Genomic DNA, 19,785 nt, shown 5'->3' on the forward strand with positions numbered 1-19,785 from the left:
CCTGATGCCAAAATTACGCCTGATTGGACTAACTTTACTTGCGCTTAGCGCCACCGCCGTCTCTCATGCTGAAGAGACGCGTTACGTTTCTGATGAACTGAATACCTGGGTCCGCAGCGGTCCGGGAGATAATTATCGCCTTGTGGGTACCGTCAACGCCGGCGAGGAAGTCACGCTCTTACAGAGCGATGCCAACTATGGTCAAATTAAAGACAGTTCTGGTCGTACTGCCTGGATACCGTTAAAAGAACTGAATACCACGCCAAGCCTGCGTACCCGCGTGCCGGATCTTGAAAATCAGGTCAAAACGTTGACCGATAAACTCAACAATATTGATACCACGTGGAATCAGCGCACCGCCGATATGCAGCAGAAAGTGGCGCAAAGCGACAGCGTCATCAACGGGCTAAAAGAAGAGAACCAGAAGCTGAAAAACGAGCTGATTGTCGCGCAGAAAAAAGTTAGCGCCGCGAATCTGCAACTGGATGACAAACAGCGCACCATTATTATGCAGTGGTTTATGTATGGCGGCGGCGTATTGGGTATTGGCTTGCTGTTAGGGCTGGTGCTGCCGCATATGATCCCAAGCCGTAAACGCAAAGACCGCTGGATGAACTAAATCGCCTTCTCTGCGGCACTGTCTTATCATTAGAGGATGATCGTTTTTAAAAGGAAAGTGGCGTGAAGATTTATCTGGTCGGTGGTGCGGTTCGGGATGCGTTGTTAGGGCTACCGGTTAAAGATAAAGATTGGGTCGTTGTCGGCGCCACGCCGCAGGAGATGCTTGATGCGGGCTACCAGCAGGTAGGCCGTGATTTTCCTGTGTTTCTCCACCCGCAAACTCACGAAGAATATGCGCTGGCGCGTACCGAGCGTAAATCCGGTTCCGGCTACACGGGCTTCACCTGTTATGCCGCGCCGGACGTTACCCTGGAAGCCGACCTCCAGCGTCGCGATCTGACCATTAATGCTCTGGCGCGCGACGATGACGGCCAGATTATCGACCCTTACCACGGGCGCCGGGATCTGGAGGCGCGTCTACTGCGACATGTCTCTCCCGCGTTTGGCGAAGATCCCTTGCGCGTATTGCGCGTGGCGCGTTTTGCCGCCCGTTACGCTCATCTTAGTTTCCGTATCGCCGATGAAACACTGGCGCTAATGCGCGAAATGACCGCGGCAGGCGAGCTGGAACATCTGACGCCGGAACGGGTATGGAAAGAGACGGAAAATGCGCTTACCACCCGCAATCCGCAGGTTTACTTCCAGGTATTGCGCGACTGCGGCGCCCTGCGCGTCCTGTTTCCGGAAATCGACGCCCTGTTTGGCGTACCCGCGCCGGCAAAGTGGCATCCGGAAATTGATACCGGAGTTCATACGCTGATGACGCTGTCGATGGCCGCCATGCTCAGTCCGCAGCTTGATGTCCGTTTCGCCACGCTTTGTCATGACCTGGGCAAAGGCTTAACGCCGAAAAACCTCTGGCCGCGCCATCATGGTCACGGCCCGGCGGGCGTGAAACTGGTCGAACAGTTATGCCAGCGTTTGCGCGTCCCCAATGACCTGCGTGATTTAGCTAAACTGGTCGCCGAATACCATGATCTGATCCACACCTTTCCGATACTCCAGCCGAAAACGATCGTTAAGCTGTTTGACGCCATTGATGCATGGCGTAAACCGCAGCGCGTCGAGCAGATTGCGCTGACCAGCGAAGCCGATGTCCGTGGACGTACCGGATTTGAAGCGTCGGATTACCCGCAGGGGCGCTGGCTGCGCGAAGCCTGGCAGGTGGCCCAAGCGGTACCGACGAAAGAGGTGGTGGAGGCCGGATTTAAGGGCATTGAGATTCGCGAGGAGCTGACGAAGCGACGAATTGCAGCGGTCGCCAACTGGAAAGAGAAGCGCTGCCCGAACCCCGCCAGCTAAACGCCATCCGGCACGATAAATTGCCTGATGGCGCTGCGCTTATCAGACCGACAAAACAGTTAGGCCGGACAAGGCGGTACTCCGCCATCCGGCACGGTCAATCATCAGAAGAAGACAACGTAAACGGCAGCCGCCACCACAAAGCGGTAAATCGCAAACGGAATAAACGAGATACGCTTAATCAGTTGCAGGAAGGTCTTGATAGCGATCAGCGCCACCACAAACGCCGTCACAAAGCCCACCGCGAACATTGGAATATCCGCTGCGGTCAGGAATGACCAACTTTTGTAGAGATCCAGAACCGTTGCGCCCATCATCATCGGCACAGCCAGTAAGAACGAGAACTCAGAGGCGGCGTAACGGCTGACGCCCATCAGCATCCCACCGGAAATGGTCGCTCCGGAACGCGAGAAGCCCGGCCACAGCGCCAGACACTGGAAACAGCCAATCATAAACGCCTGACGATACGTCATATCATCCAGCCCCGGCGCGCGCGGTTCTTTCGGCTTCAGGCACTCGGCGGCAATCAGCAACAGACCGCCTACCACCAGCGCGTACATCACGTTAATTGGGTTAAATAGCGACTTGATCGTGTCATGAAAGACTAACCCCAGCACCACCGCCGGAATCATGCCCAGCAGGATGTGAATCAACGTTAATCGACCTTTACTTTCACCTTCACGCTGTAGCGGGCGGCCAAAGTGAATACCGATGAGACCAAACAACCGCCGCCAGAACATCACCACGACCGCCAGAATAGATCCAAGTTGAATCACCACTTCGAATGTCTTGGCCGTATCGCCTTCAAACCCCAGCAGATGACCCACAATAATCATATGGCCCGTGCTGGATACCGGCAAAAACTCCGTCAATCCTTCGACCACACCCAAAATTGCCGCTATCAGCAGCGAGTGCATATCGCTCATCAATAAACCCCTAAAATGAAAAACACTGCAAAAATGGATCTCGCGTTAAGACCCCATATATAACCGTTTGGTTTAAAAAATATAAAATTATTTATTTTTATTTCAGATTATTGCCACGCTCAATAATTACCCCTACGTTCGCCGCGCGCGCGACGGCGCCAGGCTTACTCAGTTTGATGCGAACCCACGGAGAATTGAATCGGCTAAGCAGCAGATCCGCCACCTCTTCCGCCACACGCTCGACCAGAGCAAAACGCCCGCCTTCAACATGATTTATCACCGTGTCGGCGATATCCGCGTAACTTAGACAATCTGCGACATCATCGCTTTTCGCCGACTTGCGGTTATCCCATGCCATTTCGATATCGAACACCAGTTTTTGCTCGATAGTCTGTTCCCAGTCGTAAACACCGATAGTGGTGATTACCGAAAGTTGCTCTATAAATACAATATCCATCACGACCTGCCTGCTTTTTGGCTAACCCGGATACCACTTCCGGCGAAATGTGCGTATTATCCACAGAAATAGTAAATAAAACGACACTTTCAATACGGAACAGCTTATGAGTGCAATCGCGCCTGGAATGATCCTCTTCGCGTACCTCTGCGGCTCAATTTCCAGTGCCATTCTGGTTTGCCGCATCGCCGGGCTGCCCGATCCGCGAGAAAGCGGCTCCGGCAACCCGGGCGCGACGAACGTATTACGAATCGGTGGCAAGGGAGCGGCTGTCGCGGTACTTATTTTTGACATCCTTAAAGGTATGTTGCCCGTCTGGGGCGCGTATGCGTTAGGCGTTACCCCTTTCTGGCTGGGGCTTATCGCTATCGCCGCCTGTCTGGGGCATATCTGGCCGGTCTTTTTTGGCTTTAAAGGTGGGAAAGGCGTAGCAACCGCGTTTGGCGCCATCGCGCCCATCGGCTGGGATTTAACCGGCGTCATGGCAGGCACCTGGCTGCTGACGGTCCTGTTAAGCGGTTATTCATCGTTAGGGGCGATTGTCAGCGCCTTGATTGCGCCGTTTTACGTCTGGTGGTTTAAACCGCAGTTCACCTTCCCGGTATCGATGCTGTCATGTCTCATTTTGCTGCGCCATCATGACAACATCCAGCGTCTGTGGCGTCGCCAGGAGACGAAAATCTGGACGAAGCTGAAAAAGAAACGCCAGAAAGATTGAGCTGGAGCTGCGTCTGGAAGAGGGCCGCAACCGTCTGGGGATCGGCCCACAAGGGTTGACCGGCAATAGCTCGGTTGATGGGCTTACATATCGAATCCGCCGCGCGTCACCCTTCCACCATTGGCGTGGTTAGGCGCGATTTTCGGCCTGATCTTCCTGGTGCTGCTGATCGTCTCCAGACTGTTGTGGATGCCCGTCGTTTTGCTGTAAACCCGTTGGGGCGGCATGATGTCGCCCCCTTTCTCCGCTTTTACGCCGCCGGCAGCTCGGCCAGCGGCCAGCGCGGACGTACCGTTACGCCAAGATCCGCCGTAACGCCCGCCTTAAACCGCACCATTCCGGCATAGGCGATCATCGCCCCATTGTCGGTACAAAACTCCGGACGCGCATAGAACACTTCGCCGCGGCGTTTTTGCATCATTTCGGCAAGCTTCGCGCGCAGCGTGCGGTTAGCGCTGACGCCGCCCGCCATGACCAGACGCTTAAAACCGGTGCTTTCCAGCGCGCGCTTGCACTTGATCATCAGCGTATCCACGACCGCATCTTCAAAAGCGCGCGCGATATCAGCGCGAGTTTGTTCGTCGCCGCCATTACTACGAATGGTGTTAGCGGCAAAGGTTTTCAGACCGGAAAAACTAAAATCCAGCCCCGGACGATCGGTCATCGGGCGCGGAAAGACAAAACGCCCCGCCGTCCCCTGCGACGCCATTTTCGACAGCATCGGGCCGCCAGGATAATCCAGCCCCAACAATTTGGCGGTTTTATCAAACGCTTCACCGGCGGCATCGTCAATCGACTCTCCCAGCAGTTCGTACTGACCGATTCCGGTCACGCTAATGAGCTGCGTATGTCCGCCGGAGACCAGTAGCGCCACAAACGGGAATTCCGGGGGATTATCTTCCAGCATTGGCGCCAGCAGATGACCTTCCATATGGTGTACAGGAATGGCCGGCACATTCCAGGCAAATGCCAGTGAACGCCCGACGGTTGCGCCGACCAGCAGCGCGCCGACCAGGCCCGGGCCTGCGGTATAGGCCACCGCGTCGATATCGCTCGCCGTCAGACCGGCTTCTTTTAATGCCGCCTGAATCAGCGGCACGGTTTTACGCACATGATCGCGGGAAGCCAGTTCAGGCACTACGCCGCCGTAGTCAGCATGTAATTTCACCTGACTATACAATTGGTTGGCTAACAGACCCTTTTTGTCGTCGTAAATAGCGATGCCGGTTTCATCGCAGGATGTTTCAATACCCAGTACACGCATGACTTGTTTTACCTCGCTCTAATACCGCGCAGTGTAGGTCGAATGCGGGTGGATGTATACCCTCAGTCCCGACTTCGTGTATACTCCCTCCCCTTATAAAAGTCCCTTTCAAAAAAGGCCGCGGTGCTTTACAAAGCAGCAGCAATTGCAGTAAAATTCCGCACCATTTTGAAATAAGCTGGCGTTGATGCCAGCGGCAAACCGAATTAATCAAAGGTGAGAGGCACATGCCGGTAATTAAAGTACGTGAAAACGAGCCGTTCGACGTAGCTCTGCGTCGCTTCAAGCGTTCCTGCGAAAAAGCAGGTGTTCTGGCGGAAGTTCGTCGTCGTGAGTTCTATGAAAAACCGACGACCGAACGTAAGCGCGCTAAAGCTTCTGCAGTGAAACGTCACGCGAAGAAACTGGCTCGCGAAAACGCACGCCGTACTCGTCTGTACTAATCTTTTGAGAGCGGGCTGCTCTCAATTCAGATCGAGTTGTAGTTGTAAGGCCGTGCTTCCGAAAGGAATGCGCGGCTTGTTTTCGTTTATGCATTAGCATATACACAAAATCATTCATGCTGCGTCCAGGCGGCAAGAGAGTAAATCCCCGGCGCTTACGCAAGTCAGCGACAGGGGTGAGCAAACGTAGCCAACACTACGGCAGCCTGAAGAATGACGTGTATAAAAGGGGCATATGGCTGGACGAATCCCACGCGTATTCATTAATGACCTGCTGGCGAGAACCGATATCGTCGATCTGATCGACGTGCGCGTAAAACTCAAGAAACAGGGCAAGAACTATCACGCGTGTTGTCCATTCCATAATGAGAAAACCCCTTCTTTCACCGTAAACGGTGAAAAACAGTTTTATCACTGCTTTGGATGCGGCGCGCATGGCAATGCGATCGACTTTTTGATGAATTACGACAAGCTCGAATTTGTCGAAACCGTCGAAGAATTAGCGGCCATGCATAACCTGGAAATTCCCTATGAAGCAGGCACCGGGCTTAGCCAGATAGAGCGCCATCAACGGCAAAACCTCTATCAGTTGATGAATGGTCTGAATGACTTTTATCAGCAGTCGCTTACCCATCCTGCGGCAAAACCTGCGCGTGACTATCTGCAAAAGCGCGGTCTGAGCGCTGAAATTATTCAGCGTTTCGCCATTGGCTTCGCGCCGCCAGGGTGGGATAACGCGTTAAAGCGCTTCGGTAATAACAGCGATAACAAGGCATTGTTGCTGGATGCCGGGATGCTGGTCAATAACGAGCAGGGCAGCACTTACGATCGTTTCCGTAATCGGGTCATGTTCCCTATTCGGGACAAACGCGGCAGGGTGATTGGTTTTGGCGGTCGAGTACTGGGGAACGACACGCCGAAATACCTTAACTCTCCGGAAACGGACATTTTCCATAAAGGCCGCCAGCTATATGGTCTTTATGAGGCTCAGCAATATAGTGCTGAACCGCAACGCTTGCTTGTGGTCGAAGGTTATATGGATGTCGTCGCACTAGCGCAATACGACATTAACTATGCGGTCGCTTCGCTGGGTACCTCAACCACGGCAGACCATATGCATATGTTATTCCGGGCGACGAACAACGTAATTTGCTGTTACGACGGCGACCGGGCTGGCCGTGATGCCGCCTGGAGAGCGCTGGAAACAGCAATGCCTTATATGACCGACGGTCGGCAGGTACGCTTTATGTTTTTACCTGACGGCGAAGACCCGGATACGCTGGTGCGTAAAGAAGGCAAGGCGGCTTTTGAAGCGCGGATGGAGCAGGCGCAGCCGCTCTCTACGTTTCTGTTTAATAGCCTCCTGCCGCAGGTGGATTTAAGCTCGCCGGATGGCAGCACGCAGTTAGCCGCACTGGCGCTGCCGCTCATTAATCAGGTGCCTGGCGACGCACACCGTATTCAGTTGCGCCAGACGTTGGGGCTGAAGTTAGGCATTTTCGATGATAGTCAGCTTGATCGTTTAGTGCCAAAACAGGCGGAAAGCGGCGTTTCCCGCCCGGCTCCGCAGCTAAAACGCACGACCATGCGTATACTGATAGGATTACTGGTGCAAAACCCGGATCTCGCGCCGTTAGTGCCGCCCTTAGACGCGCTGGATCAGAATAAGCTGCCTGGACTTGGCTTATTTAAAGAATTGGTCAAAACTTGTTTGGCTCAGCCAGGTCTTACTACCGGACAACTTCTGGAACTCTACCGTGGCACAAATGATGCTGCGACCCTTGAAAAATTATCGATGTGGGACGATATAGCAGATAAGGCGATTGCCGAAAAGACCTTTACCGACTCACTCAACCATATGTTTGATTCGCTGCTGCAACTGCGACAAGAAGAGCTGATCGCTCGCGATCGCACTCACGGTTTAAGCAGCGAAGAACGCCGAGAGCTCTGGACGTTAAACCAGGAGCTGGCCAGAAAATGAATTTAACGGCTTAAATGCCGCATATCGATCGGGAAGCCCCCGACAGCCGCAGTGAGAGGCAGCGGCCAAAATATAAGTATGCCCTCGCTTTAAATGTCGACAGCTATACCGTCGACACCAATCAAACGAATAAGTGTGGATACCGTCTTATGGAGCAAAACCCGCAGTCACAGCTGAAACTTCTTGTCACCCGTGGTAAGGAGCAAGGCTATCTGACCTATGCTGAGGTCAATGACCATCTGCCGGAAGATATCGTCGATTCAGATCAAATTGAAGATATCATCCAAATGATCAACGACATGGGTATTCAGGTAATGGAAGAAGCGCCTGATGCCGATGATCTGCTGCTGGCTGAAAATACCACCAGCACCGATGAAGATGCGGAAGAAGCTGCTGCACAAGTTCTGTCCAGTGTTGAGTCTGAAATCGGTCGTACGACTGACCCGGTACGCATGTATATGCGTGAAATGGGCACTGTTGAACTGTTGACCCGGGAAGGCGAAATCGACATCGCTAAACGTATCGAAGACGGGATCAACCAGGTTCAATGCTCCGTTGCCGAATACCCGGAAGCCATTACCTATCTGCTGGAACAGTACGATCGCGTTGAGGCTGAAGAGGCTCGTTTGTCCGATCTTATCACCGGCTTTGTCGATCCGAACGCGGAAGAAGAGATGGCGCCGACCGCAACTCACGTCGGTTCTGAACTCTCCCAGGAAGACCTGGATGATGACGAAGACGAAGATGAAGAAGACGGCGACGATGACGCCGCCGATGACGACAACAGCATTGACCCTGAACTGGCACGCGAAAAATTCGCTGAGCTGCGCGCGCAATACGTCGTTACGCGCGACACCATCAAAGCGAAAGGCCGCAGCCATGCTGCCGCGCAGGAAGAGATTCTGAAGCTGTCTGAAGTGTTCAAACAGTTCCGTCTGGTACCGAAGCAATTCGACTATCTGGTCAACAGTATGCGCGTGATGATGGATCGCGTGCGTACCCAGGAACGTCTGATCATGAAGCTCTGCGTCGAGCAGTGCAAAATGCCGAAGAAGAACTTTATCACGCTGTTTACCGGTAATGAAACCAGCGAAACCTGGTTCAATGCCGCTATCGCGATGAACAAACCGTGGTCGGAAAAACTGCACGATGTCGCGGAAGAAGTGCAACGCTGCCTGCAAAAACTGCGGCAGATTGAAGAAGAGACCGGTCTGACCATCGAACAGGTGAAAGACATCAACCGTCGCATGTCCATCGGGGAAGCGAAAGCCCGCCGTGCGAAGAAAGAGATGGTTGAAGCGAACTTGCGTCTGGTTATTTCTATCGCTAAGAAATACACCAACCGTGGCTTGCAATTCCTTGATCTGATTCAGGAAGGCAACATCGGTCTGATGAAAGCGGTAGATAAGTTCGAATACCGTCGCGGCTACAAATTCTCCACCTATGCAACCTGGTGGATCCGTCAGGCGATCACCCGTTCTATCGCCGATCAGGCGCGCACCATCCGTATTCCGGTGCATATGATTGAGACCATCAACAAGCTCAACCGTATTTCTCGCCAGATGCTGCAAGAGATGGGCCGCGAGCCAACGCCGGAAGAGCTGGCTGAACGGATGCTGATGCCGGAAGATAAAATTCGTAAGGTGCTAAAGATTGCCAAAGAGCCAATCTCCATGGAAACGCCGATCGGCGACGATGAAGATTCGCATCTGGGTGATTTCATCGAGGATACCACCCTCGAGCTGCCGCTGGACTCTGCCACTACCGAGAGCCTGCGTGCCGCCACTCACGACGTTTTGGCTGGCCTGACCGCTCGTGAAGCGAAAGTGCTGCGTATGCGTTTCGGTATCGATATGAACACCGACCACACGCTGGAAGAAGTGGGTAAACAGTTCGATGTTACCCGCGAACGTATCCGTCAGATCGAAGCGAAGGCGCTGCGTAAACTGCGCCACCCGAGCCGTTCTGAAGTGCTGCGCAGCTTCCTCGACGATTAATTCGCCGCACACGTATAAACGCCGCCGCAAGGCGGCGTTTTTTTATCAGGCCATGCGCAAGCGCCCTATTTGGCCTGCAGAATTTCTACACAGCGCGAGTATTCGCGCCCTCATTCCCCATTGCTATAGCCCACGCATAATGAGCGCTTGATCCAGTTCGCGATAGGCCTCGACCAGTTTTTCCGTTTTAATTCGGTTTAAGCCGCTGGGATTCGGCAACACCCACACCATCGTCGCGCCAATGGCGATCTTTTGTTTACCCCAGGCGATACCGCGCTGGCTGAACCCCTGTTCAAAAGCCTGTTTACCAAGCACCGCCAGCGCCGCGGGCTGGTAGTCCTCTATTTTTTCAATCAGGTTTCGTCCGCCGCTACGTAATTCATGCAACTTCACCTCAGTCGCTTGTACCGTCGGTCGGTCGACGAGTTTCGTTACCCCGCAGCGAAAATCCAGTAATTTTTCCGCCTCTTCCGGTTTCAACTGTCGATCGGTGAAACCGGCCAAATGAATAACTTTCCAAAAACGATTCGCGGGATGCGCAAACGGAAAGCCGGTATTCGCCGAGGAGAGTCCCGGATTGATGCCGCAAAAAACCACCCGTAGCCCTGGCGCCAGTATGTCCTTAACCATTATTACTCCTGAGCAATACAACGTTCTTTAAGTATAACGGGTTGAAAACACATTGTTTATAAAAACAGCACCCGCACGGTTACGGCTGGATTACAGCGTAAAGTTACATTATAATCCACCGCCACGGCCCCTTAGCTCAGTGGTTAGAGCAGGCGACTCATAATCGCTTGGTCGCTGGTTCAAGTCCAGCAGGGGCCACCAAATTTTAGCTTTAAAATCATATAATTAAGCCACTCTAAAGAGTGGCCTTTTTGTTTCTGACAGGGCTCACCCCATACCGCTATTTACGATGCCAATAGGCTGCCGCACGTACCAGGTGTGGATCAAACCCCTTTTCAAAGCACTGACTTAAACGTTTTACCGTTTTGCCTTCGCCAGTAATCCAGATGAAATAGTCTGATTCTGGTATTGTCAGCTGCGACAGGCGCGTTTGCATTGCCTGTTCATCGCCGCCAACAACATATTCCACAGTAATATCCGTCAAATGGGTGAGATAATCGCGGTATGCCGCATCCTGAATGCTCACCAGCGCGGTTACCGCAGGGCGCACAGGCAGACGGCTAAGCGATTCCAGACGACGACGTAGCGCAGGCATACCGGACTCATCGCAGACATAAACCTGACAGGCATACTCTTCCGGCACCACCAGCGAACCGCGCGGCCCGCCGATCGTCAGTGTATCGCCTTCACGGGCTTCCATTGCCCAACGGCTGGCTACGCCGCCATCGTGGATAAAGAAATCCAGCGCCAGCTCGCGACGCGCCTCGTCATACAGCGGCGTGTAATCCCTGGAGACCGGGCGAACGCCCTCCCCCCAGATAATGCCTTCCTCAGTGACTGTCGGAGGCGTAAAGCGACAGCCTGGCTCAGGGAAAAAAACTTTCGTGTGATCGTCAAAGCCCAGGGAGATGAAACCGTCCAGCGCCTCGCCGCCAAGTACGATCCGCTGAAATCCTGCGCTAATACGTTCTACCCGCAGAACGATCAGCTCGCGAAAACGCAGCTCATTACGAACACGCTGTGGGTAGCGTACGGATGATGTCGTCATTTTTTGCCTTCGTGAAGTAATACGATATATCTAAATTAAAGTTTTAAATGATAATGATTGTTAATCAGTAAAAATGCAACTGTTTTTTGATAGTGTTCTGGCAACACATCGCTAATCACAACTTCAAAATAAAACGTTATAAATTAATAGATTATATCAACAATCGCTTTTATCCTTGCTAAAAACCATCATTTAGATATAAATTAGATATATCTAAATAAGCAGGAGGCAATGATGCAAAATCAACATGAAGGGTGTTGCAAAAACCGGGATCATATGCACGATGGTTGCTGCAAAGATCGAGAACATCAGCATGAAGGCTGCCATAGCGCGCATCAGCATGAGAACGCCAGTTGCGGCGGCGAGCACCGTCACGGACACGGCTGTGGTCGTCATGGACAGGGCGGTGGTCGACGTCAGCGATTTTTTGGCCACGGGGAACTTCGGCTGGTCATTCTTGATATCCTGACCCGGGACGCCAGCCACGGCTATGAACTGATTAAAGCGATAGAAAACCTGACGGGGGGCGGCTATACGCCAAGCGCTGGTGTGATCTACCCTACGCTGGATTTTTTACAGGATCAGCAATTTATCACGATTAGCGACGAAGAAGGCGGGCGGAAAAAAATCGCGATTACCGCGAACGGCGCGCAATGGCTTGATGAAAATCGCGAACACCTGACGCATATTCAGGCGCGGCTAAAAGCCCGTTGTGTGGGCATGGAGTTACGTAAAAATCCGCAGATGAAGCGGGCGCTGGATAACTTCAAGGCCGTGCTGGATCTGCGGATAAACCACAGCGATATCAACGACGCGCAAATCAAACGCATTATCGGCGTGATTGATCGCGCGGCGCTGGAAATCGCCGAACTGGATTAAGCGGGCTGCGTGTCCTCTTCGCGGACGCGGAACACGTTAACCAGCTCTTTTAAATGTAACGCCTGTTCGTTCAGCGACGCCGCGGCGGCAACAGACTCTTCCACAAGGCAGGAGTTTTGTTGCGTGGCGGCGTCAATCAGGCCAATCGCGCTGTTAATCTGCGAAATACCGTCAGTTTGCTCACGGCTGGCCTGCCCAATCTCGCGTAATATCACATCCATCTCTTCGACGTTATCCACCATGCCATTAATCAGGGCGCTGGCTTTCTCCACCAGGTGCATCCCTTCCTGAGTCTGACTGGTTGAATCTTCAATCAAATTACGGATTTCACTGGCTGACGAGGCGCTCTTTTGCGCCAACTGGCGAACCTCTCCGGCGACAACGGCAAAACCACGTCCATGTTCGCCCGCACGCGCCGCTTCAACCGCCGCGTTCAGCGCCAGAATATTGGTCTGAAAGGCAATGGAATCAATGATATTGATGATATCCGACATACGATTTGCCGTATCGTTAATGACGCGCATTTTCTGCGTCACTTGATTCATCATCTCCCCATTGTTTTTCACTACGCTGGCGGCGCCGGCAGAGAGTTTGGTCGCTTCACTGGTATGGTCAGCTGTGTTTTTAACCGTGGCGGTAATCTGTTCCATCGACGCCGCCGTTTCTTCAACCGAGCTGGCCTGTTCTTCCGTACGCGCGGCCAAATCCTGGTTACCGGCGACAATTTGCGCCGCCGCCGTGGAGATACTCTCCGAACCGTTTTGCACTTCCTGTACGATATCCAGCAGACGCGTTTTCATCGCCATTAATGCTTGCAGTAGTACGCCTGTTTCATCTTTATAGTCGGTGGTGATATGGCGAGTCAGATCGCCATCGGCAATCGCCTCGGCAAAGCGTACCGCTTCATCAAGCGGTCGGGTAATGGAACGTACGATATACCATCCCATTACGCATCCGGCAGCGATGCTTATCAGCGCCAGGGTAATTAACAGCGTCCGGTTAGTTTTAAAATCTCCTTCGACCTGCACGCCCGCGTTGTGCATCTGCGCATCCTGAACGGCGATAAGTTCCTGAACTTTGTCCTTATAGACCTTTTGCACTTGCACCGTTCTGGTCATCATCTCCTGAATGGCCGCCTGACGATTATGGCTTTGAATATCTTGCAAAATACGGAATCTGGACTCCAGGTATTGCTGGCGCGCTTCACGGATCTCGGTAATGATTTTCTGCGAAGCCGCATCGTGACGATTGCTGGAAAGCTCATCCAGTAACGCCGTAATACGCTGGCTTATTTCATCCAGCTCTTTCTGCGAACTCTGGCTCCAGCGCCCCTCTTCATCCAGTAACATGAGCTGCTGCGCGATGATGAAATCATTAAAATTATCGATTAACAGATTGGCTTTCACCGTGGTGGGATAATCATTGGTAATAATGTTCTGCATACCCGTATTAGCCCGATCAAGGCTAAACAAAGACAGAGCGGAACTCACCACCATGAGAACAATGAATAAGCCAAAGGCCATAAATAATTTTGAACGTATTTTAATGTTATGCAAAAACATATTTTCTCCCTGGGATTGCATATCCTCATACAGGAAGATTTATCGGCAATAATGTTACTAACTTTATGATATTGATCGCTTTTTATTTCGGAACATTATTAGTAAGTAATATTTATTGTTCACAGAAAGATGAACCAAAAGTGACATAAATTGGCACTAATAATGAAAGAAATACGCTAAAAGGTTAACCATTTCTTATTTATTAACTGAGTTTATACCTATTAATAGGTAGACAAGGGAGAAGGAATAAATATCACATTATTTTTAACATCACAGGCCACTGATACTCTCTATGATGGCAGGCACCGCCTTCTATCAGAGCGCATCCGCCCGGTAAGCCTGTTGCTACCGGGCGGATGTCATTACCATTGCTACCTACAAATAAACTTAATGCAGTACCGTGACCGCATCCTCCAGCCGGCTGGCACGGTGTTTTACCATTGCGGAGACTTGTGCGCTCTCTTCCACCAGCGCCGCATTTTTCTGGGTTATGCGGTTCAACTCGTCCACGGCGCGGGTCAGGCTGGAAAGCCCATCTGTCTGTTCCTGCGTCGACTGACTGATACGTGCGATAAGCAGGGTGACATTTTGCACCTGAGCTACAATGTCATCCATGGTACGGCCTGCGGCGTGAACCTGCTCGGAGCCTGACTGCACCTTTGTTGCGCTGGCATCAATTAATTTACGAATATCGTTCGCCGCATTAGCGCTGCGGCTGGCAAGATGGCGTACCTCGCCAGCAACCACGGCAAACCCTTTCCCCTGCTCGCCCGCTCTCGCCGCTTCTACCGCCGCATTCAGCGCCAGGATATTCGTCTGAAAAGCGATATCGTTAATTAGCGTGGTGATCGTCCCGATACGTTGCGTACTGTGAGCGATATCATCCATCGTTTTAATCACCGTATCCATCGCCTCACCTCCCTGAGTCGCCGCGCTACTGGCCGCCATGGAAAGCTTATCCGCAGCGGAAGCCGTCTCGGAATTGAGCTTCACGGACTCCGCCATCTGGTTCATGGTCGTTACCGTTTCCTGAACATTCTCCACGGTCTGACGGGTGTGTTCGTTCAGATCATTATTACCCTTCGCCAGCCTTTCACTGCCGTTTCTGACGCTGGAAACCTGACTTGATACGTCATTGATCAGCCAGCGGCACATCAAGCCAAGCTGCCCCACGGCCCTCAGCGTCAGCCCCAACTCATCGCTACGATTAAGATGTTGTACGCTGTTGCGTTCGCCGGTCGCCACTTTCAGCGCCTGCGTCGCCACATTTTCAATGGGACGCACAATTTGCCATTCCAATAGCGCCGTACCTGCCAGCATCGCCAACGCGCCCAACAGCAACGCCTGCCATGAGGCATCCGTACCGAACAACGCCAACGCCAGCATTACGGCCATTAGCCCCATAATGCTACGCACTCGCCAGCGAACAGGCATAGCGGGCAGTTTGCCCAGCAAACCCTGACGAACCACCAGGCCTTTATGAATTCGTTTACTACACCGCCCTTCATTTAGCGCCTGATATAAAGGCTCGACGGCGGCAACCTCATCATCCGTGGCGCGGGTACGGATCGACATATATCCAGTCACACGCCCTTCACGTATCATCGGTACCGCGTTGGCCCGCACCCAATAATGGTCGCCGTTTTTACGCCGGTTTTTCACAATGCCGCTCCACGGTTCGCCCTGTTTTAGGGTGTACCACATATCTGCGAAGGCAGCTTTCGGCATATCCGGATGACGCACCAGATTATGTGGCTGCGCCAGTAACTCGTTTAACTGATAGCCGCTCACCTGGACAAAAGTGTCATTGGCGTGAGTGATATAGCTTTCCAGGTCGGTCGTAGACATCAGAGTGGTATCATCATCCAGCGGGGTATTTAGCTGGCTGACGTAGGGATGAGAAGACATGATAGCGTCCTGTGCAGGTTATCTGGATGTTAATTTTTCGCTCAGATGTTATTTCGGCGCTAATCTATTTATCTTTAGTTGTTAAAATTGCTCTGGATCGCAATTTGCGATTAATCCTTAATATTTGTACGATTTTCACCTCATCCTGCGCCTTATTTTCATTATGAAATTGTTTAGCGTGGACAACCTTTTTCTTTAAAATCTGCCCTGGCTCACCTTTTTCTCACGCCGCCGCTAACGCAACACACCGTAAACCGTAAAACAAGATCTGCTCAAAATGCATCCAATTGTTAACACATGATATTAAATGTTGTGTAAATGTGATTATTCCTGGTGTTTATCCCGATTTTCACTATGGGCTTAGACCCCCGCTAATCCCTGCAATACTTAATTCAGTATCATGTGATACACGGCCCTCTGGAGCTCATTTTGAACAGGTTACCTTCCAGCGCATCGGCTTTGGCCTGTAGCGCGCACGCACTGAATCTCATCGAGAAGCGAACGCTAAACCATGAGGAAATGAAAGCACTAAACCGAGAGGTCATTGACTACTTTAAAGAGCATGTAAATCCAGGATTTCTGGAATACCGGAAATCTGTTACCGCCGGCGGGGATTACGGAGCCGTAGAGTGGCAAGCGGGCAGTTTGAATACGCTTGTCGACACCCAGGGGCAGGAGTTTATCGACTGTCTTGGGGGGTTTGGCATCTTTAACGTGGGGCACCGTAATCCTGTTGTGGTATCCGCCGTCCAGAATCAACTCGCAAAACAACCTCTCCACAGCCAGGAGTTACTTGATCCCTTGCGGGCGATGCTGGCAAAAACGCTGGCGGCGCTGACACCGGGGAAACTCAAGTACAGCTTTTTCTGTAACAGCGGCACCGAATCCGTCGAAGCGGCGCTAAAACTGGCAAAAGCGTATCAGTCGCCGCGCGGCAAGTTTACCTTTATCGCCACCAGCGGCGCATTTCATGGCAAATCATTGGGCGCGCTCTCCGCCACGGCCAAATCCACCTTCCGCAGACCCTTTATGCCTTTACTGCCGGGCTTCCGCCATGTGCCGTTTGGCAATATCGACGCGATGAGCATGGCATTTAGCGAAGGCAAAAAAACGGGCGACGAGATAGCAGCCGTGATTCTGGAGCCTATTCAGGGTGAAGGCGGCGTGATCCTGCCGCCGCAGGGATACCTGACAGAGGTACGTAAGCTCTGTGACGAATTCGGCGCGCTGATGATTCTGGATGAAGTACAAACCGGCATGGGGCGTACCGGCAAGATGTTTGCCTGTGAGCACGAAAATGTGCAGCCTGATATTCTGTGTCTGGCGAAAGCCCTGGGCGGCGGCGTGATGCCGATTGGCGCCACCATCGCGACTGAAGAGGTGTTTTCGGTTCTGTTCGACAACCCCTTCCTGCATACCACCACTTTTGGCGGTAATCCGCTGGCTTGTGCTGCCGCGCTGGCGACCATTAACGTCCTGCTGGAGCAAAATCTCCCGGCCCAGGCGGAACAAAAAGGCGATACGCTCCTGGATGGTTTTCGACAACTTGCGCGTGAATATCCCAATCTGGTACACGAGGCGCGCGGCAAAGGTATGTTGATGGCCATTGAATTTGTCGATAACGAAACGGGCTACCGTTTTGCCAGTGAGATGTTCCGTCAACGCGTGCTGGTCGCTGGTACGCTGAATAATGCGAAAACAATTCGTATCGAGCCACCGCTCACGCTAACCATTGAACTGTGCGAACAGGTATTGAAATCAGCGCGTAATGCGCTGGCGGCGATGCAGGTGAGCGTTGAAGAGGTTTAAAAACATGCCGGATGGCGCTATGCTTATCCGGCCTGTTTTCCCCGGGTCGCGGCCTCTTTTTTGAATCCCATCACAATCACCACATTCCCCTTTTCCCTTTTACCTCGCGACGGCTACAGTAGTAACTCATCCGACCACATAACAATAATTTTACATACTGGATACGCTTATGAGCTACCCGTCGCTGTTCGCCCCGCTCGATCTGGGCTTTACTACTCTCAGAAACCGCGTGCTGATGGGATCGATGCACACGGGTCTGGAAGAACATCCTGATGGCGCCGAGCGCCTGGCGGCATTTTATGCCGAGCGCGCGCGACACGGCGTAGCGTTAATCGTCACCGGCGGTATTGCGCCCGTTCCCTCCGGGGTCGTGATGACCGGCGGCGCGATGCTGAACGACGCCAGCCAGTTAACGCCTCACCGCGTGGTGACCGATGCCGTACATGCGCAAGGCGGTAAAATCGCGCTGCAAATTCTGCACACCGGACGTTACAGCTATCAGCCGCACCTGGTCGCGCCGTCGGCAATTCAGGCGCCAATCAACCGCTTTATGCCGCACGAACTGACGCATGGTGAAATCTTGCAGTTAATCGACGACTTCGCGCATTGCGCGCAGCTGGCGCGGGAAGCAGGCTACGACGGCGTAGAGGTGATGGGATCAGAGGGCTATCTGATTAATGAATTTCTCACGCGGCGAACTAACCATCGCGATGACGAATGGGGCGGCGACTATGCCAGCCGTATGCGCTTCGCGGTTGAGGTAGTACGCGCGGTACGCCAGCGGGTAGGGAACGACTTTATTATTATCTATCGCCTGTCGATGCTCGATCTGGTGGAAAATGGCGGCACGTTCGACGAAACGGTACAACTGGCGCAAGCCATTGAAGCCGCAGGCGCAAGCCTAATTAATACCGGCATTGGCTGGCATGAGGCGCGAATCCCGACCATCGCCACGCCAGTACCGCGTGGCGCCTTTAGCTGGGTGACGCGGAAACTCAAAGGTCATGTGTCGGTTCCGCTGATCGCGACCAATCGCATTAACGATCCGCAGGTCGCCGAGACGATCCTGACGCGCGGCGATGCCGATATGGTGTCGATGGCGCGTCCCTTCCTTGCCGATGCTGAATTCCTGACTAAAGCGCAATCCGGACGCGCAGATGAGATCAATACCTGTATCGGCTGTAATCAGGCCTGTCTGGATCGGATCTTCATCGGCAAAGTGACCTCCTGTCTGGTGAACCCGCGCGCCTGTCACGAAACCCACATGCCGATAACGCCGGCCATACGCAAAAAGAACCTGGCCGTTGTCGGCGCAGGCCCGGCGGGGCTGGCTTTCGCGATTAACGCCGCGTCGCGCGGCCATCATGTCACGCTGTTTGACGCCCAGAGTGAAATTGGCGGTCAGTTTACTATCGCCAGGCAGATCCCGGGTAAAGAGGAGTTTTATGAAACGCTGCGCTACTACCGTCGAATGATCGATGTTACTGGCGTTACGCTGAAACTGAACCAACGGGTGAACGCAGAGGATCTTCAGCCGTTTGACGAAGCGATCCTCGCCTGCGGAATAGTACCGCGACGCCCGCCGATAGACGGTATCGATCATCCAAAAGTATTGACCTACCTGGAGGTATTGCGCGATAAAGCGCCGGTTGGTAAGCGAGTGGCGATCATTGGCTGCGGCGGGATCGGTTTTGACACGGCCATGTATCTGAGCCAGCACGGCGAATCCACCAGCCAAAATATTGCTGAATTTTGTACGGAATGGGGAATTGATACCAGCCTGCAACAGGCAGGCGGTCTGCGCCCGGAAGGCCCGCGCCTGGCACGTAGTCCACGGCAAATCGTCATGCTGCAACGCAAAGCCAGCAAGCCGGGCGAAGGGTTAGGTAAAACCACCGGCTGGATCCATCGCGCGACGTTACTGGCGCGCGGCGTGAAGATGATCCCGGCGGTCAGTTACCAGAAGATCGACGACGACGGATTACATCTCTTGATCGGCGGCGAACCGCAGTTGCTGGAAGTGGATCATGTGGTGATCTGCGCCGGACAGGAACCTCGCCGCGAGCTGGCGGACCCGTTACGCGCCGCAGGTAAAACGGTACATCTTATCGGCGGATGCGATGTCGCGATGGAGCTGGATGCCCGACGGGCGATTGCCCAGGGCACCCGACTGGCGCTGGAGATTTAACGACTTTACCTGATGGCGCTGCGCTTATCGGGCTTACGTCGTCATACCGGTT

General features: G+C 53.0%; 17 protein-coding genes, 1 tRNA gene and 1 pseudogene. 11 read left to right on the plus strand and 8 right to left on the minus strand.

What is annotated here, in order from left to right:
• Positions 1-4 precede the first annotated feature (4 nt).
• Both ACH0VJ_RS10990 and ACH0VJ_RS10995 read left to right on the plus strand, forming a co-directional pair.
• A complete protein-coding gene (locus tag ACH0VJ_RS10990; RefSeq protein ID WP_001125344.1) occupies positions 5-619 on the plus strand; it encodes a TIGR04211 family SH3 domain-containing protein in 615 nt (204 codons plus the stop codon).
• A gap of 62 nt (positions 620-681) precedes the next feature.
• Entirely contained in the window at positions 682-1,923 is a 1,242-nt protein-coding gene (locus ACH0VJ_RS10995; RefSeq protein WP_000708447.1) for a multifunctional CCA addition/repair protein, read from the plus strand.
• 104 nt (positions 1,924-2,027) lie between these two features.
• Here the strand turns inward: ACH0VJ_RS10995 and bacA are convergent, their stop codons facing one another.
• Positions 2,028-2,849, minus strand: a complete 822-nt coding sequence (gene bacA / locus ACH0VJ_RS11000; RefSeq protein ID WP_001281933.1) for an undecaprenyl-diphosphate phosphatase — start codon at positions 2,847-2,849, stop codon at positions 2,028-2,030.
• Between the two features lie 97 nt (positions 2,850-2,946).
• Complete coding sequence (gene folB / locus ACH0VJ_RS11005) at positions 2,947-3,306, minus strand: bifunctional dihydroneopterin aldolase/7,8-dihydroneopterin epimerase (RefSeq protein ID WP_000355776.1); 360 nt, start codon at positions 3,304-3,306, stop codon at positions 2,947-2,949.
• 106 nt (positions 3,307-3,412) lie between these two features.
• Here folB and plsY point away from each other — a divergent pair, with 106 nt between their 5' ends.
• Positions 3,413-4,024: a glycerol-3-phosphate 1-O-acyltransferase PlsY gene (plsY, locus tag ACH0VJ_RS11010; RefSeq protein WP_001272784.1), complete on the plus strand. Its 612-nt coding sequence runs from the start codon at positions 3,413-3,415 to the stop codon at positions 4,022-4,024.
• Positions 4,008-4,152 (plus strand): annotated as a pseudogene (locus tag ACH0VJ_RS11015) (fumarate hydratase); the annotation flags it as partial. The gene plsY and the pseudogene ACH0VJ_RS11015, both read left to right, overlap by 17 nt.
• On the opposite strand, the gene ACH0VJ_RS11020 reads toward ACH0VJ_RS11015, so the two are convergent.
• Complete coding sequence (locus tag ACH0VJ_RS11020) at positions 4,108-4,251, minus strand: hypothetical protein (protein WP_001135050.1); 144 nt, start codon at positions 4,249-4,251, stop codon at positions 4,108-4,110. The pseudogene ACH0VJ_RS11015 and the gene ACH0VJ_RS11020 overlap by 45 nt on opposite strands.
• Before the next feature lie 23 nt (positions 4,252-4,274).
• Entirely contained in the window at positions 4,275-5,288 is a 1,014-nt protein-coding gene (gene tsaD, locus ACH0VJ_RS11025; protein WP_001264394.1) for a tRNA (adenosine(37)-N6)-threonylcarbamoyltransferase complex transferase subunit TsaD, read from the minus strand.
• A 227-nt stretch (positions 5,289-5,515) separates the two neighbouring features.
• Between tsaD and rpsU the strand changes: the two genes are divergently transcribed.
• The 3 genes from rpsU to rpoD all read left to right on the plus strand — a co-directional run bounded on the left by rpsU (position 5,516) and on the right by rpoD (position 9,709).
• Complete coding sequence (rpsU, locus tag ACH0VJ_RS11030; protein ID WP_001144069.1) at positions 5,516-5,731, plus strand: 30S ribosomal protein S21; 216 nt, start codon at positions 5,516-5,518, stop codon at positions 5,729-5,731.
• A 235-nt stretch (positions 5,732-5,966) separates the two neighbouring features.
• Positions 5,967-7,712 (plus strand): DNA primase, encoded by a 1,746-nt coding sequence (dnaG, locus tag ACH0VJ_RS11035; RefSeq protein WP_000918865.1) that lies wholly within the window; start codon positions 5,967-5,969, stop codon positions 7,710-7,712.
• 14 nt (positions 7,713-7,726) lie between these two features.
• On the plus strand, positions 7,727-9,709 hold the full coding sequence (rpoD, locus tag ACH0VJ_RS11040; RefSeq protein ID WP_001120159.1) for an RNA polymerase sigma factor RpoD: 1,983 nt from the start codon (positions 7,727-7,729) through the stop codon (positions 9,707-9,709).
• A gap of 123 nt (positions 9,710-9,832) precedes the next feature.
• Here rpoD and mug read toward each other — a convergent pair whose 3' ends face one another.
• On the minus strand, positions 9,833-10,339 hold the full coding sequence (mug, locus tag ACH0VJ_RS11045; RefSeq protein ID WP_000237776.1) for a G/U mismatch-specific DNA glycosylase: 507 nt from the start codon (positions 10,337-10,339) through the stop codon (positions 9,833-9,835).
• A gap of 125 nt (positions 10,340-10,464) precedes the next feature.
• Here mug and ACH0VJ_RS11050 point away from each other — a divergent pair.
• Positions 10,465-10,540, plus strand: a tRNA-Ile gene (locus ACH0VJ_RS11050).
• Positions 10,541-10,619: 79 nt separating this feature from the next.
• Here the strand turns inward: ACH0VJ_RS11050 and ACH0VJ_RS11055 are convergent.
• Positions 10,620-11,387 (minus strand): siderophore-interacting protein, encoded by a 768-nt coding sequence (locus ACH0VJ_RS11055; RefSeq protein ID WP_086048290.1) that lies wholly within the window; start codon positions 11,385-11,387, stop codon positions 10,620-10,622.
• 231 nt (positions 11,388-11,618) lie between these two features.
• Between ACH0VJ_RS11055 and ACH0VJ_RS11060 the strand changes: the two genes are divergently transcribed.
• On the plus strand, positions 11,619-12,266 hold the full coding sequence (locus ACH0VJ_RS11060) for a PadR family transcriptional regulator (protein ID WP_000983441.1): 648 nt from the start codon (positions 11,619-11,621) through the stop codon (positions 12,264-12,266).
• On the opposite strand, the gene ACH0VJ_RS11065 is transcribed toward ACH0VJ_RS11060, so the two are convergent.
• Together ACH0VJ_RS11065 and ACH0VJ_RS11070 are read right to left on the minus strand one after the other, a co-directional pair.
• The gene (locus ACH0VJ_RS11065; RefSeq protein ID WP_000478472.1) at positions 12,263-13,828 is read right to left on the minus strand and encodes a methyl-accepting chemotaxis protein; all 1,566 of its coding nucleotides are present in this window, start codon (positions 13,826-13,828) and stop codon (positions 12,263-12,265) included. The genes ACH0VJ_RS11060 and ACH0VJ_RS11065 overlap by 4 nt on opposite strands.
• A gap of 387 nt (positions 13,829-14,215) precedes the next feature.
• Positions 14,216-15,736 carry a PAS domain-containing methyl-accepting chemotaxis protein gene (locus ACH0VJ_RS11070; protein WP_000094651.1) on the minus strand — a complete coding sequence of 507 codons (1,521 nt, stop codon included), beginning with the start codon at positions 15,734-15,736 and terminating at the stop codon, positions 14,216-14,218.
• 429 nt (positions 15,737-16,165) lie between these two features.
• Between ACH0VJ_RS11070 and ygjG the strand changes: the two genes are divergently transcribed.
• Positions 16,166-17,545, plus strand: coding sequence for a putrescine aminotransferase (gene ygjG, locus ACH0VJ_RS11075; RefSeq protein ID WP_001536702.1), 1,380 nt, complete (start codon positions 16,166-16,168; stop codon positions 17,543-17,545).
• Between the two features lie 169 nt (positions 17,546-17,714).
• Positions 17,715-19,733 carry an NADPH-dependent 2,4-dienoyl-CoA reductase gene (locus ACH0VJ_RS11080; protein ID WP_000121536.1) on the plus strand — a complete coding sequence of 673 codons (2,019 nt, stop codon included), beginning with the start codon at positions 17,715-17,717 and terminating at the stop codon, positions 19,731-19,733.
• Positions 19,734-19,785 lie beyond the last annotated feature (52 nt).

The sequence above is a fragment of the Salmonella sp. 2020_1459 genome, from assembly GCF_043847915.1.
In the GTDB taxonomy this organism is placed as follows: Bacteria; Pseudomonadota; Gammaproteobacteria; order Enterobacterales; family Enterobacteriaceae; genus Salmonella; species Salmonella enterica.